The organism is Pseudoalteromonas sp. XMcav2-N (assembly GCF_024124545.1).
Lineage (GTDB): Bacteria > Pseudomonadota > Gammaproteobacteria > Enterobacterales > Alteromonadaceae > Pseudoalteromonas.
Map to the genome: position 1 here is coordinate 102824 of NZ_JAMXSF010000002.1, position 14550 is coordinate 117373.

The window sequence follows — 14550 nt, forward strand, 5'->3', positions numbered from 1 at the left end:
ACTCTCCTTAACGCTTTCCCTATTTTACACTCGCCTTGTTTACCTCACCGTACCTCAGTGGCCAGTTTCAGTAAATGGGCGCTAAAGTTCAGGCCCCGGCGCTTTGCATCAGTCAGGTTTACCCGAAAACTGAGGTTATTGGCATCGGCTATCAGGCCTATCATGGCGCCCTGACGAAACCCCTCGCTGGTATCCGACACCACCAGTACAGGAGAGTGCTCCAGATCTTCGAGCCAGTACTGAGTTTGCTGCCGGTTTTGCTGGCTCAGAAACAGAATGTCGCAGCGTGATATTTGTTCGTTGTTTGGCAATTCCATCACTTCGGTATCATCATCCATATCCTGCGTGTGCAGTAGTGAAGTAACTGCCTGATACAGCTCTGAGTTGCCCACAACACAAAAACGCAATTTGTTGGGCGGCGGCGGAGGCCACTTGCTAAACTGACTGAAACGATATAAAAACGCCGCTTTGAGCTCATTTTCGCTCAGGCTTTGTGCTTTCCCCTCGCAAGCAAATATTAATAAACACAGCGCAACCAGATGTTTAATCATTATTCCAGCTCCAGTTAACCGACAAATGCACTTGCCGGCGGCGCTGCAAATAAGGGGTAAAACCATCATCGGTGATTTCAAGTATGTCTTTATCTGTGATATTTCTGACTCCCAAAGCAACAAACAGGTCCGGGCTATTTTGCCAGTTTAAGCTAACGTCATGGCTGACATACCCAGGTAAATGGCTATCAAAGGTTCTCCTTTTGCTAACACCATTAGCATTCAGGCTCAGCGTAAAATCAGAGTTGCCAAGAGGCATGCTAAAACGCATTTTGCCAATGAATTCAGGTGAGTTCGCTATGCCGAATCCACCTCTCAATCTGGAGCGTTGGACGGCCAAATTGGCAATCAAAGACATTCCCCTCGCCCAGCGTTTATCCACCCCGAATTCGACCCCATGGCTCCTGATAGGCGGCGGATTAAAGTAAATTGGCCGAAAGAAGTCCTGATGGATCAGGTTATTTATGTCGGCGTAATAAAAAGTGGCAAAAGACGACAACGAGTCACTCCAGCGCTGTACAAGACTCAGCTCGTTGTAATCTATCGTTTCGTTTTGCGGATTTGGTTCACTGAACACGCTGTTGGCGTTGCGTTCCAGAAAGTTCGCCACTCTGAATGCCCGGCTGTGACGCAATAACAGATGATGACCTTCCAGGAAGCTGTATTTAAGGGTAAAACTGGGTGACCACCTGGCTGGACTAAAATCAGAGTCGTCGTGTCTTAAGGCCCACTGAAACTTAAATCTTGGCGTAATACGCCACAGATCCTGAAAATACAGGCCGTAGCGGCTTTCATTGCTTTTTTGTTCAAAGTTAAACTGAGACGGTAAACTGGAACGAGAGCTAAATTCCTGTCGGTGATCCTTCTGAAAATCAACACCTATCATCAGTTCATGATTTTCGACTCCTAAAAAGACCAACTGCCCGTCCAGATTGCTCCAGCGCCCGGAATTCATGGGCCGAACAAACTCCACTTCACCGCTTTGCAGTGTCAATGGCACGCTGCGTACCAGATCATTGCCATGGGTGGAGACATGAAAGTAGGCTTCCATATCATCTGAAATCTTGTCATCAAAGGTTAAAGCCAGAAAATAAGCTTCATTATCCAGCGTTTCAAGTTCAGGTGTCGCCTGTTCAGCGCCGCCGCTAAATAACACGCTAAAACCATCGGGAAAACTACGCTGACGCCTCGAAGCCGCAGCCTGCAGTTGCAAACTACCCGCTTGATGACTGAGCATAATTCTGCTGCTGCTCTCCTTGTTCAGATCTTGCCACACCAGCAACTCTGCTGGCGCGCCGGGCACAGGAAAGTCCTTTGCTCTTAATCTGGAACCACTGAGGGATAACCAGCTGTCGGCACCTGAGTCAGAGCGCATTCCGACAGTTACCCGGCCATGCTGTGTGTCATCATTGGTCACCGAAAAGGCGGTGTTCAGGCCTCGTAACTTACTACTGGTTTTAGTGACTATGTTAATCACACCCAAGAGCGCATTGTTCCCATATAAAGCAGCGGACGCGCCCGGGCTGTATTCAACCCGCTCAATCAAACCTACATCGACAAAGTTTTCGTAACCCAACAGCCCTGCATCCAGCAGGTTTTCATTCATTCTGGTGCCATCAAGCAAAAACAAAAACCGCGAGTTAAAGTCGCCCGGTCTGCCTATGCCTCGCGCGCCCAGATAAATAAACGAGCTGTTATCCCGCGTAGTGATACCCACAAACATGGTTAGTATGTCGGCAAGTGATTGCAGGTTGAATTGTCTGATGTCTTTATCCGTGATCACATGGGTCACGGCCATACTGTCGCTACTGGAACGTTCGATCCGCGACCCGGCAGATATTTGCGTATTGCTGGGCAATTGATTGAGCTGCTGACTGAGCAAGTCTTCAAGATCCGGGAGTGGGTCATTTTTTGCCTGAACACAGAGCGACAACACGCCCATAAGTCCGGCAATAAGATAACACTGTTTCATACTGATGCCTGTTTACTAAAGACCTTAAAGTTGTTCTTACCCGCACGTTTTGCCGCGTACATGGCATCGTCGGCGCAATTTAACAAGTCCATAGGTGCGCTGGCATCCAGCGGAGTATAAGCAAGGCCAATACTGATACCAATTGGCATCACAGTATCCTTTATAACAATAGGCCGGTTAATAATGGTGACTATCCTTGCAGCCAGTTTTTCTGCGTTTTCTGTCGACTCTATGCTTGGCAGAAGCAATGCAAACTCGTCGCCCCCTAATCGACATAACAAATCATCACTGCGGATCATGGCACTAATCCGCTTACCAACTTCAATGAGGGTTTCGTCGCCGGCATCATGCCCATAGTTGTCATTGACGAATTTAAAGTTGTCTAAATCAATGAACATAAGACAACTGAGCGGTCTTGGCATACATGCCTCGCAGGTAATCTCTTTGAGCATTTGATTTAATGCAACCCGATTAGGGAGGTTAGTGAGCGCGTCGGTTCGTACCATTTGTTTGAGTTGCTGACCCTGCGCCTGTTCCTGCTCTAATTGTTGGCGCAGTTCCGCCTGAGAAATATCGACACGTTTAAGCAGCTCATTAAAACTGCGGGTCAGAATGCCGATTTCATCGTCCCGGATCACATTTGCCCGCAACTGAAAGTTATGCTCACTGGATACCCGCTGGGCCAGCTCTGACAGAGCTATCAGAGGTGTCAGGGCTTTGCGCTGTACACGCGATAGCAGAAAAGCCGACACCGTAAACAAGGCGGCAATCAGTAGCGCTAACATCAGCACCAGATGCAAATACCAGTACATCATACTGGTTAAATCTATCACCATAATGAGATCGCCTTCGACTTTGCCTTTAATGGCAACCGGGTAATATAAGCGCATTCGCACGCCCTCGTACTCGCGCTGAGGCTCAGATCCTATTTGCCGGTATAGTGCAGAAGCAGGAACAAAACTGGGGTCGGCATATTCACTGAATACTTCGCCGGAGGTTTTTCGTAAAGACACAAACAGTACATCCTTTTTGATCCCAACCAGTGTGAGCTCTTTGGTTGCTGTATCTACATCGTTGAATACCAGCATAGGCACCACATTGTGTGCCAGTTGAGCAAGATTAATTTCAGCAGCTTCGGCCTGGCGGTCACGAACGACAAACCACAGCAAAATGGATGTCAGTGAGAACACCAACAGCATGCTACTTGCCATCACCGACAAATTTAGCTGGGTGAGTCTCTTTACCAGAGACATAGATGGTAACGGCTCGCGCAAGTGCCCCCCAATAAACCAGATGACTGTATTGTCTTAATAAATATAGAAGAGAGCTGTACAAAAAACAGTAAGTAGCAGGCAATTCACGAAGTTTATTGGGTTTATTGCAATTCAGTAGCGTCAGTGGAGCAGTTCATTCCTCTCAGCAACTCGCGCACAGAGTGTCAGTGGCGTATCCGATTAAAGGCACTCTGTAACTTGATGTTCCTTCAGCAAGGCTGATAATGTGTCCTGCGAGCGGTAACCCTGGGTGTAAAAAATAAGCTCGCCCTGCGCATTAAATATCAAAGTCATGGGCACAGGTGGCTTTTTCCCCAGAGATTGAGTGATTGCCGGGCTACTCAGAAAGGCCGGAAATGTATTGTGTGTACGTCGTAAAGCGCGCCGCAGGTCTTGTCGATTGCCATTGACCCCCATCATAATCGGCTGTACCCCGGCGCAGTGCTCAACCAGATTACTTAATGCCGTATGCTGCTTTTCACACCAGCGACAGTTTGGCATAAAAAAAGACATCACGACTGGCGTCCCACTAAAAGGGGTCAGCGTTTGCTGCTCACCATGTGCAGCGTCATCAAGACGCTGCATAGGTTGGGTATAAAAGTCAGTCGCCTGACTCTCAAACCCCAGGCAAGTGACCAGCAACATGGCTACCCATTTAAAACTCATAGGTGAGCCCAAGGTAAGCCTGCCTGCCCCTCAAAGGACCGTGGATATACACCACATCATAGCCCCCTTCAGCATCGTACATAAGCGGGCTCCCCATATCTTCAGCCTGGTTATAATCAAACAGATTGCTGGCACCAGCATAGAGGCTGAGAGCTTTGGAAAGAGGCTTTACCACTTTAACGTCAACCGTGACATAACTCTCAGCCGTGGTGGGTTTGGCAAACTCTCCGTTGGCATCGTTAAAGCCTTCATAGCCATATTCTGTCAGATCTCGACTCGCAACCCAGATAGCGCTGGTTATGATTTCCCACTCATTTACGTGCAGATCTGCACTAAGCGTCGCGCGCTTTTCAATGGGTGCGATGCCAAATGAGGCTTTAAAGGTTTTATCATAGTGATATTGCTCGACAATGGCCGACACTGTCAGAGTGTCAGAGAGCTGCCAGTTTGCAGAAATATCCGTCGCTGTCACGGCCGCGGTTTCTGTTAACTGAGTGAGTAGCGGCGTGCCTGAATCGGTATGAGATAAAGTTGCCAGGTGATCCACTTTGGTGTGAGCGGCTGACGCTGTCACAGTGAGCATTTCTGTTTCGTAACTGAGAGAGTAAGTTGCCGACTTAGAGCGCTCCGGCTCACTGACGTTTACCTGAAACCCTTTACCTGAATCCAGGATGCCATGATCACTTTCAAAGAAGGATAATGGCGCACGATAGCCCTGGCCCAATGACAGGCGTGAGGTAAAGGTTTCGTTGTGGAAATAACGCATATCAACTCTGGGAGAAAAGATGGTTTTATCAATTTCTATGCCGGGCTTTTGCGGGTCAACAAAGTCGGCCTGGATCTGATCCAAACGCAGCGCCGCTGACACTTCAAATGATTCATCAGGTAACCAGGTATCCTGAATATAGAGGCCGGTTGTATCGTAATCGAAGCTGTCGGATACATAGTTTGCCGTGTTTTGCAGTGCAGCTGACGATGAGCGCATCTTCTCATCTCGTTTATCCACCCCAAAGGTAAGCAGGTGTTCTGCATTCAAATCATAATTAAAACGTACCGAGTAATAGTACATAGTGTCTTCAGCATAATAATCTGTGCTTTCGTAGAATGAGTCCTGAATATGATCCACATAAGCCAAGCTCGATGTGACATTCAGGCGCGAAGAAATTTCATGTAACCAACTGATGCTGGCCTCTTCTCGCTCTGTTTTAACCCACTCTGCGGTTTCCCAGGCATTGCCGATATAGCGATTTCTCACATCATCGTTCACAAACAAAGCGTCAGCTTCTCCCTGGCTGACGCTGGCCAAAGTAGCAGAAATACTGGTTGCGGTATCACCCAGAACCGGACCGCCAAAAACCTCGGATTGCGTTTGATTCAGTCGTACACGGATATTGTCTGAATAACCAATATCATGAGAGACCATTAACGTCAGTGACTGATTGGTCAGAGCCGGGTTTTCACTGACGCCATTGGCATCGCCGTCAAATTGGTCTTTGTTATCATACTGCCCTATCAGGGTTGCGCGGGTATTGCCGTCTGCACTAATACCGCTGGCCAATGCCGAGATGAGCTTGTATCCATCTGTCCCCGTCGCCATATCAAGCTCAATTTTATCTTCAGTGGGCTCAGCAGTTACCAGGTTAACTGTGCCTCCAATCGCCTCTGGTGCAGTCAGTGACGCGCCAGCTCCACGGGCAATCTCTATTCGACCAATTCCGGATGCCGCCACTGAGTCCATACCATAAAAACCGGAAATCATGGTATGCATTGGAATACCGTCAACCAGGACGTTCGTGTGCTCCCCTTTAAGGCCATTGATCATGATCCGCTTTGCGCCACACATAGCGCACTCATTGGACACCCGAATGCCAATGGCATTTTGGATTGCATCAGCCAAACTGGAGGACTGGGTATTTTTTATATACTCGTTTGAAAGCAGCTCTGTTTTAGCAATATCGTCTTTTAATGCACCCGACTTGATCAGACGTGAGCGCACGCCTTGTACCTCTATTTTTTCTACCGGCTTTTCTACCCCTGTTGCAGGCGCAGATGCAGCTGACGCAATAACCGTTAGCGTTGGCAATAGCAATGACATGTTTGTAAGTCCTAGTTCTTATCTTAGTTACAACCAGAAATGTTATAATATAACATTTCAATTATCACCAAATTGGGGTTAATTACTAAAAACGTAAGACGAAGTGAATAATTTAGTCGAATGAAGACCGACTGCTGGCCGTCAGGATCGCTCGTATTTTAGCACTGCTTACCAGTAAGCCACTTGCCAAACAATGCGCCAGTCGATTTAATGACTTTACCCTGTGCAAAGTCAGGGCGACCCACATGTTTTTAAATAAGGAGGATTTACATGTCAGAACACAACTATATTGATCTGGTCGAGGCTTATATCCACGCTTATAACACCTTTGACATTAGCGCTATGCTGGCGTTGTTGGATGAACATATTGTTTTTGAAAACGAATCTAATGGGGAAGTCACGGCAAGCGCACATGGTAAGGCGGCGTTTGAGCAACTCGCTGTACAGGGTGCTGCATTATTCGAAACTCGCCAACAGACAATCAGAGAATTAGCACTCGAAGAGCATGCTGTCACAGCCTACATTCAATATCAGGCAACCCTGGCAGCCGACTTGCCAAATGGCTTGAGCGCAGGAGATACACTAGAACTTAAGGGCGAAACCCAATTTCGATTTCACAATAACAAAATCACTTATATTAAAGACGTGAGCTGAGATATGAACCGTCTGGATGTTTTTTGAGCTAAAAAGGATAAAGTGCATGACCTTTGAACATTACCTCGCATTATTTATTGCCATGTTTCTTGTCGCCGTCATACCCGGCCCCGCCGTATTCGCGATTACTTCAGCCTCCGTTGCCAGTGGCTATAAGCGAGGTATAAGTATGACACTGGGCTTACTGCTGGCCGACTATGTGTTCATTTTACTTGCGATTTCAGGTCTGGCTGTCGTCGCCGAAGTGCTGGGCAGCGCCTTTGTCATCATCAAGTACCTCTGTGCCGCTTATCTGATCTGGATGGGAATTTCCCTGCTATTGTCCAAGCCCGATACAACGCCTACAGACACCGCAACACCCAGCACACGCTCGGCCATACTCAGCGGCTTTTTGCTCACGCTGAGTAACCCTAAAGCCATTGTTTTTTATGTTGCCCTGTTTCCCACCTTTGTGGCCATAGAAAGTATGACCTATGTAGATATTTTGGGGATCATGGTATGTGCAACGCTGGCATTTGGCTCAGTTAATCTGGGCTATGTTTATTTGGGTGGTCAAGCCAGAAAGCTGATATCAACACCACGACGACTCACCTTGCTCAACCGATGTGCCGGTTCAGCACTGACAGCATCTGGTGTGACGGTTGCTATGCGCTGAGAGTTTCAGTAACGGCCACACTGGCATTTGTGTGGTCCATAACAGACTGAGCTGAGCCTCAAAGACTCGGTTAAGTTCGATGTTATAATCCTATTGAAAGGATACAGCTGTTTTGTGACCCGGCACTACGTTTGTCCGGGTCAAAAAACGTATCCACAATATGAAACCCTGCCTTTCGCATCATACCCGCAGAAGCTAAGTTCTCTTCATGCCGCTCAATTAGGACTACTTCACCACCGGCTTCCTTTGCCTGTTCGATACAAGCTTGCAGCAGAGCTGTGGCAACTCCTTTACCGCTATGCTGACTCGCAACCACCACATCACCGATAAAATACATCGCTCTGTGATTGGTATATTTGACCAGGTAATCCGGGCTGTGGGCGCCTTCAATCAGCACCGCAAAGCCGATAATTTCATCATTCTGTACTGCCACCACAGCACTCGCTGCACCGCACTTGAGCAGCTCAAATTCGGCATTAACGCCAGCTTCGGTGAGGTAGTTCCATTCATTCTGACCGTGCTGCCATAATAGTTTTTTTAAGATGTCAACTTCTGTTGCTAGCGCGAGTCGATAGGTAATCATATGGGTAATCCTTACATTATTATTGTACTTATAATTCGATTCAGTTGTGTGTCGCCACAAGTTCAACCCTATCACCGTGACTGGGCGGCGTTGAAGTAACAATGAATATCAGGTCTTCATGATGTGTATTACTTAGCTGATGAGCAATACCGGCAGGTACATGCAGACCCTGGTGTGACTGCAAAGTATGAACAGTACCATCCACTTCCAGCGTGGCCACGCCACTTAACACAAAGAAAAACTGCTCTGCATGGCTGTGATAATGTCGGCGTTCCGCCCCTGAGGGTGGCACGCGCTCCTGTATCACACTGAGCGCTGTCGACTTGACCAAATGCCAGCCATCACACTGCGGTCCCCACTGATAATGCTCTGCGTTATTTTTTGAAACTGGGGTCATGGTTACTCCTGTGTAAATGCCCTTTACAGTACTTTGTATCACTATGCGGTTAACGGTCCAGCCAACTGCTCTACAATCTCTTTCAACACTGGCAAGATGGATATGACTAATAACGCTGCCATGGTCAGGTTGAAACGTTTTCGACTGGCAGCACTGTTAAGCCAATTCTTAAGCAAAGAGCCAAACAATAACCAGATACCAACACAAGGGAAAGAGACCAACAGAAAGGTTGTAGCAATCAACACGGTCTGGCTATCAACGCCCGCCCCAACCGTTGTAAATGCAGCAACGGCGCCGGTAGCAACCACCCAGGCTTTGCCATTGATCCATTGGAACAAGGCGCCTTTGAGAAATGACAGGGGTTTACTTTGACTTTGGGCGTCCCGGGCATCCGCAGAGCGAGCGACCAACAAAGCAAGGTAAAGCAGATACAATACGCCTGCACATTTGATAATCATATGCAGCGCAGGAAACCACTCAAAAAGCCGTGAAAAACCCAGACCAACCAGTAGCAGCATGAAGGCAAAGCCTATACAAATACCACTGAGTAGCGGCAAACTCCTTTGAATCCCGAAGTTTACCCCTGACGTCATCACCATAATATTATTGGGCCCAGGTGTCACTGAGGATGATATGGCAAAGAGTACAACAGCATAGAGGTAATCCATTTAGCGTCATTCCGTGTTTGTTGTTTAATCCCCTTTTACAGAACAATTAGTGATCACACAAGTACCATCGGTGATATCAATTCTTTCGTCAGAGCCTTGATTACAATCCCACATAATTCAGGCAGCAGGCACTTACTTTTTTTCACTGCTATTTGTCGACAAGCGATACGTGGACAGTACACCCAACAACCAGTCTTTACTTCTTAATGGCGGTTGCCCGTCACAATGCACCTGATAGTGCTTGCCCGACAATTTGCTTTTGGTTGCAGCATACTGAATGAATTCTTCTGCTGTCTCTATATCTTCATAGAAATAGTCGTATTTTTTCTTTATGTGTTCAACAGCTTCTGCACCGGTGTGCAGCGTACCATTACGTTCATACTGGCACTGGGTCTTTGCGACATACATTAGAAGATGGTTGATTTCACTTATCGAAGCGCTTTGAGCAGTCAACAGTACCGTACCAAACAAAAAGACACTCAACATAGCAGTTTCCAATTATAAAAAAAGTATGGGTTGTTTGACGCACCCTCAGGGCGATTAGTTTAAATTCATCATATTTTTTTGACGTTCACTATGTTGCACTTACACGGTAAACCTGCCTCACGGAGCCGGTTGTCATTCACTTTGTGAACATACCCGGCTTCATCAATGAGCGAAATATTGCAGGCTTAATATGGAGTACATTAGCTATCCACGCCATCTGCACCCAGAGCTCTATGATGAAATAAATCAGGCATTTGTCATGACAAACGTGACGCCAAAGTTGGTCCAGCAAGTCAAAACCAAATCAGCCACACTGGCGCTGGTTGCCAATCAGGTGGGGTTTGCGATTGTGCCGAAGTCACTTAGTCAGAACGACAACAATCAGATTGAATTTTTACCCATTAAGCAAGCATTACCCAGTGTTGATTACTACCTCTATTGCCGTGACTTAGAGCGACACCCGGGGCTCAGAGCACTGCTGCGTATGCTCAAAGAAGAGTTAGAAGAAGCAACCCCTCCTTCGCTTTTACCGTAGAAAAGATGGACTAGAGTCATTTTTCTTCATTCAGCGCGTGCATATCTGATCACCCACTTTAGGCAAGGCGCCTCACTGAGTCGACCATTTTGCTGTTCCAGCGTACCATAACGATAGATAAGCTGATCCACAGAGTCGAATAACCAACGAGATTCATTGTTACTGGCATTGGTCAAAATAGCGTTTTTCATAATAAAGCATCGCCAGGTGTATTGTGAAAGTTACGATACACGGCGTTCATTTAGGCACAAAAAAGGCGCTGTGATAGCGCCTTTTCTTTATGAGCTATGCCTGGGAAGCGATGGGCTCCACATCTGTGGGTGCCACCTGTTTCTCGCCTGCATAAACCCGTTTCATAGCCCCAACACAGATTGCAGACAATAACAGTAAGATAGCATCTACCAGTAAAACGTCGCGTAACACACTCCCTTCAAGCTGGCTGGAAACACCATACATCAAGGTCCAGTCTGCAACTGCGACCAGAGCAAACAATGCAGCACATATACCGAGTAGCCCTTTACAGAACAACTTTTGATTGGCAAACAGTTGAGCAATGACGATGCTGGCGATCCACACGGCGTAAAAGCTGCGTTCAATCAAGTCCGCCCTACCAAGCTGCTCTACAGGTAGTACTCTCGCCAAAACAAAGCCTACTGCCGTTGCCAAAACAACCCCGATAAAACCCCCAGAGGTTAGACGTCTGACAAAGTTCAGACTACGTGCACTTTGCTTACGTTGCTTGGCACGCTTGTCGATCCACATTAAATTGCCGGTGATAATCAAATACGCTGTTGCCAGGCCAAACAAGAAAAAGGCCATACGCATGCCATAGCCGGCAAAATCACCAAAATGCAAACTCGCAATGGTTGATAAGCCACCACGTACTGCATTGTCGTAATTGTCCATCGTCAGGTAAATTTGCTCCTGACTACTCATCAGATAACGCACTTCGCGCCAAAGAGAAAAGTCGTCATTGCTGGTTGCCGCAAATACCAGAATGGCACTCTCGTCACCATAGTGCTCTATGCTAATACGCTCTAATGTCACATCGCCCATGGTCGCCATCGCACGCCGGTACATCTCGTCTAAGCCCGTCATGGCCATGCGCTTATCTACCTCTTCCAGGTGAGGCTGGTCGAATCCAGCGGCATCAAGTAAAGCGTCCTGGTTGCCCTGATACAAAATCACGGCATAAGAGATCTGATAAATAATCACCAGGTTGAATACCAAACCAGTAAATGCGTACATAATATGCATCGGCAAACCCATAGTGCCAATGAGGTTGTGTGCATCCAGCCACTTGTCTTTTTTGCCGTCTTTACGGTATTGAAAGAACTTGCTAAACAACTTACGCCAATGGATCACAATGCCGCTGAGTATCGCGACAAAGAAAAACAAGGTCACTAAGCCCACAAAGTACAAACCCGGGCGGTCCAGCCCCAGGTTGTAATGAAGCAAATAGACGAACTCGGCATAGTTATATTCATGACTGTCCCCGACCAGCTCTCCCGTGGTTGCGTCAAACAACAACGTGTGATGTTCATGATCTTCGCCGGTCACAGGATCCGGCTGTGCTAACTCGCTTTCAAAGCCAATTTCGATATAAGGATTGTGTTCGTCAGGGGGAAAGATGAAAAAGCCGCCATGCATTTCCACCTGGTATTGCTCTTCGATGGTTGCCAACGCTTTGTCGAACGCTGGCGTGCCTGTTGCTGCCTTGGCATCGATCAACAAGGGGGTGCGTTCCCAACTGGTGATATTGGCCTTGAACAACGAGATTGCGCCTGCAAAAAAGATCACAAACAGGACAGTAGAGATGATCAGCCCAACCCAGGCATGTGCATTCGTGAGTGATTTTAACGTCTGATTATTCATCGTCATTGCCTACCTTAGCATCATCAGAGTTGTATTAAGTATGACGGAGGGCACAAACATAAGCATAAGCGCCTTAAAAGATTTCCACGCTGATGGATAAGCATATGCCCATACGATGCAGCCCGCCCAAATGGGAAATGCCAGGATCAAACCAATCAGCAGCCTGGTTCCTTCAGCAAAAGGAAGCAACAAGTTTAAGTTCAGTACCAAAGAGACTGACAAAAATAAACCGATGAACAAACCAATTAATGTTCTAGGCCACATAACTTGCCCCTCCGAAAAGTAAACTCACCAGGCACAACGCCGCGGTTATTGAGAAGGTGCGTACTTTCGAATAACCCGAGCTGATGGTAACCGTAAACAAACTCAGCATAAACACCACCAAAGCCGCCAGCATTGACGATACCCAGGGGTAATCAAAACTGAATGTTACGATCCCGAGAATAAACAAAGAGAGCGCGCTAAACCCAGCCAACGGCTTGGGCCATGCTCTGGAAATGAGGGTTTGCCGTTCACTGCCGAGATATAAACTCAGTGCAGACAGCCATAGAGGAATAATTGCAATAAAACTCATATTTATACTAATCGTTATCATTTGCAATTATGGTACGGTTTTACACCCAGACATTCAACTACAAAGCACAAAATATAGTCGCTGATGCGCTGCGTATTGCGCTGCAGACCATTTGTTATGAGTGCCTCAACGCCCGATTTACAGGTTCATTAAAGTTTTGTTTCTTTAAACAATTTACCCTTGCAACCCCAAAAACATTGGGATTAGATAAGCAATAGCATTATCAACTCTTCAGCTTGTGGTTCAGGATGTCGAGGTGTCAACAAGGCCTGAGCGACAGACCCAGACAATAGTGAGGGAATATGGAGATAGAACTAAGACAAGCCAGCAATGCCGACAAGCCTTATCTGTTACAGCTTCGCCTGCAAACCATGGTAGAGCACCTTGAGCAGGCAGGCGTTTTCCTCTGCGAAGAAGCACACCTGTGTCGGCTGGAAGAAGACTATGCCTGCTCACACTTGCTGATCATTAATAAGGTGGTAGTAGGAACACTCAAGTTTAGGCTGATAAATAATCAGATGGACATTATGCAGCTTCAAATTGCGCCTGAATTCCAGAAACAAGGGCTTGGCCGCTGCACGCTCAAACACTTATTCGAGCAATACCCCAATACCCCCTTTATCCTGACAGTGCTCAAACACAATCCGGCGCGTCGTTTGTACCTTTCATTGGGTTTTGAGACCTATGATGAAGACGAGTATGAATACCTGATGCGCAGACCTGCACACAAAACATTTATGGCTTAGCTTGCGCTGAGCCGGATAACAAACGCTGAAAATGCAGGTCAATTAGTTCATCGATGGCAGCCCGATTACGTTCGATGGCCAGATTGAACTGCTGTAACCGTTTCTCGCTAAACAAGCCCGGCCGGATCATGTAATGTGCGGGGTTTTTATGTACAGTTAAACGACTTGCCCTGACGTGTGCTTTATAGGGTTCCCGGTTGATCAGGTAAATGCCGGTGAACAAATCTTCCACCGCGTAATCAACACGCTTTCGCACCAGCAAATTAAAGCGCTCTGTCGCTAAATTGATATCGACCACACAATCAGGACACTGCTGAGCAACGCGGGAAAATGCTTCGCCATAGACACTGCCACGATTCACAGCCACAAGCGATTTGGTCAAAAAGTGCAGGGTTGGTGCAAATGCATGTTGCGGGCTCAGGGGGTTATCCGCGTGGCGAAACAATTGCATGACTTCATCCCGGTACGGCACGCTGAATTCAGAGAATTTGCGTCGTTCCTGCGTGAAGCTGGCTGCAAAAATCACATCGACTTTGCCTTTTTTAAACTCTTCAAAAGCCCGGCTTGAAGAGGGAAAGGACACATAGCGCCAACATAAATTGGCATGTTTCAGAACCAGCTCCAGGATCTCTATATCCAGGCCCCGATACTGCTCGCCCACTCGATAAGAGTATGGCGGCCAGTTGTCACTGGCACTGACAGTGACCGTTTGATCGCAGGATTGTGCAAGGGCTAAATATGGCGCCAGGCACACTACACTGATCAGCAAAAAGCTCATACAATAACGAAAAAAGCGCATAGTTCCCCTCACACAACACT

Annotated in this window: 17 protein-coding genes; 4 read left to right on the forward strand and 13 right to left on the reverse strand. The window is 47.3% G+C overall.

Annotated features, from left to right (window positions below):
- Positions 1-44: 44 nt before the first annotated feature.
- The 5 genes from NH568_RS03325 to NH568_RS03345 all read right to left on the reverse strand — a co-directional run bounded on the left by NH568_RS03325 (position 45) and on the right by NH568_RS03345 (position 6558).
- A complete protein-coding gene (locus NH568_RS03325) occupies positions 45-551 on the reverse strand; it encodes a YfiR family protein (protein ID WP_253044570.1) in 507 nt (168 codons plus the stop codon).
- On the reverse strand, positions 544-2523 hold the full coding sequence (locus NH568_RS03330) for a TonB-dependent receptor (RefSeq protein WP_253044571.1): 1980 nt from the start codon (positions 2521-2523) through the stop codon (positions 544-546). The genes NH568_RS03325 and NH568_RS03330 overlap by 8 nt, the downstream gene beginning before the upstream one ends.
- Positions 2520-3797: a sensor domain-containing diguanylate cyclase gene (locus NH568_RS03335; RefSeq protein ID WP_253044572.1), complete on the reverse strand. Its 1278-nt coding sequence runs from the start codon at positions 3795-3797 to the stop codon at positions 2520-2522. The genes NH568_RS03330 and NH568_RS03335 overlap by 4 nt, the downstream gene beginning before the upstream one ends.
- A 180-nt stretch (positions 3798-3977) precedes the next feature.
- Entirely contained in the window at positions 3978-4463 is a 486-nt protein-coding gene (locus NH568_RS03340; RefSeq protein WP_253044573.1) for a redoxin family protein, read from the reverse strand.
- The gene (locus tag NH568_RS03345; protein ID WP_253044574.1) at positions 4453-6558 is read right to left on the reverse strand and encodes a TonB-dependent receptor; all 2106 of its coding nucleotides are present in this window, start codon (positions 6556-6558) and stop codon (positions 4453-4455) included. Before NH568_RS03345 ends, NH568_RS03340 begins: the two co-directional genes overlap by 11 nt.
- A 270-nt stretch (positions 6559-6828) precedes the next feature.
- Between NH568_RS03345 and NH568_RS03350 the strand changes: the two genes are divergently transcribed.
- The gene (locus NH568_RS03350) at positions 6829-7212 is read left to right on the forward strand and encodes a nuclear transport factor 2 family protein (RefSeq protein WP_253044575.1); all 384 of its coding nucleotides are present in this window, start codon (positions 6829-6831) and stop codon (positions 7210-7212) included.
- 46 nt (positions 7213-7258) lie between these two features.
- Complete coding sequence (locus NH568_RS03355) at positions 7259-7867, forward strand: LysE family translocator (RefSeq protein ID WP_253044576.1); 609 nt, start codon at positions 7259-7261, stop codon at positions 7865-7867.
- A gap of 82 nt (positions 7868-7949) precedes the next feature.
- Here NH568_RS03355 and NH568_RS03360 read toward each other — a convergent pair whose 3' ends face one another.
- From NH568_RS03360 to NH568_RS03375, 4 genes are all read right to left on the reverse strand, one after another.
- Positions 7950-8450: a GNAT family N-acetyltransferase gene (locus NH568_RS03360; protein ID WP_253044577.1), complete on the reverse strand. Its 501-nt coding sequence runs from the start codon at positions 8448-8450 to the stop codon at positions 7950-7952.
- Positions 8451-8490: 40 nt separating this feature from the next.
- Positions 8491-8847 carry a cupin domain-containing protein gene (locus tag NH568_RS03365; RefSeq protein WP_253044578.1) on the reverse strand — a complete coding sequence of 119 codons (357 nt, stop codon included), beginning with the start codon at positions 8845-8847 and terminating at the stop codon, positions 8491-8493.
- A 41-nt stretch (positions 8848-8888) separates the two neighbouring features.
- Complete coding sequence (locus NH568_RS03370; protein ID WP_253044579.1) at positions 8889-9515, reverse strand: LysE family translocator; 627 nt, start codon at positions 9513-9515, stop codon at positions 8889-8891.
- Between the two features lie 132 nt (positions 9516-9647).
- Positions 9648-10001 carry a DUF5329 family protein gene (locus NH568_RS03375; protein ID WP_253044580.1) on the reverse strand — a complete coding sequence of 118 codons (354 nt, stop codon included), beginning with the start codon at positions 9999-10001 and terminating at the stop codon, positions 9648-9650.
- A 190-nt stretch (positions 10002-10191) separates the two neighbouring features.
- On the opposite strand from NH568_RS03375, the gene NH568_RS03380 reads away from it, so the two are divergent.
- Positions 10192-10536 carry a LysR substrate-binding domain-containing protein gene (locus NH568_RS03380; protein WP_253044581.1) on the forward strand — a complete coding sequence of 115 codons (345 nt, stop codon included), beginning with the start codon at positions 10192-10194 and terminating at the stop codon, positions 10534-10536.
- 26 nt (positions 10537-10562) lie between these two features.
- Here NH568_RS03380 and NH568_RS03385 read toward each other — a convergent pair whose 3' ends face one another.
- The 3 genes from NH568_RS03385 to NH568_RS03395 form a co-directional block, all read right to left on the reverse strand.
- Complete coding sequence (locus NH568_RS03385) at positions 10563-10727, reverse strand: hypothetical protein (RefSeq protein WP_253044582.1); 165 nt, start codon at positions 10725-10727, stop codon at positions 10563-10565.
- A 94-nt stretch (positions 10728-10821) separates the two neighbouring features.
- Entirely contained in the window at positions 10822-12417 is a 1596-nt protein-coding gene (locus NH568_RS03390; RefSeq protein ID WP_253044583.1) for a PepSY-associated TM helix domain-containing protein, read from the reverse strand.
- Between the two features lie 247 nt (positions 12418-12664).
- Positions 12665-12985 carry a hypothetical protein gene (locus tag NH568_RS03395; RefSeq protein WP_138553155.1) on the reverse strand — a complete coding sequence of 107 codons (321 nt, stop codon included), beginning with the start codon at positions 12983-12985 and terminating at the stop codon, positions 12665-12667.
- Positions 12986-13287: 302 nt separating this feature from the next.
- On the opposite strand from NH568_RS03395, the gene NH568_RS03400 reads away from it, so the two are divergent.
- On the forward strand, positions 13288-13731 hold the full coding sequence (locus tag NH568_RS03400; RefSeq protein WP_253044584.1) for a GNAT family N-acetyltransferase: 444 nt from the start codon (positions 13288-13290) through the stop codon (positions 13729-13731).
- On the opposite strand, the gene NH568_RS03405 is transcribed toward NH568_RS03400, so the two are convergent.
- A complete protein-coding gene (locus NH568_RS03405; RefSeq protein WP_253044585.1) occupies positions 13721-14530 on the reverse strand; it encodes a transporter substrate-binding domain-containing protein in 810 nt (269 codons plus the stop codon). The two genes, NH568_RS03400 and NH568_RS03405, sit on opposite strands and share 11 nt — an antisense overlap.
- Positions 14531-14550 lie beyond the last annotated feature (20 nt).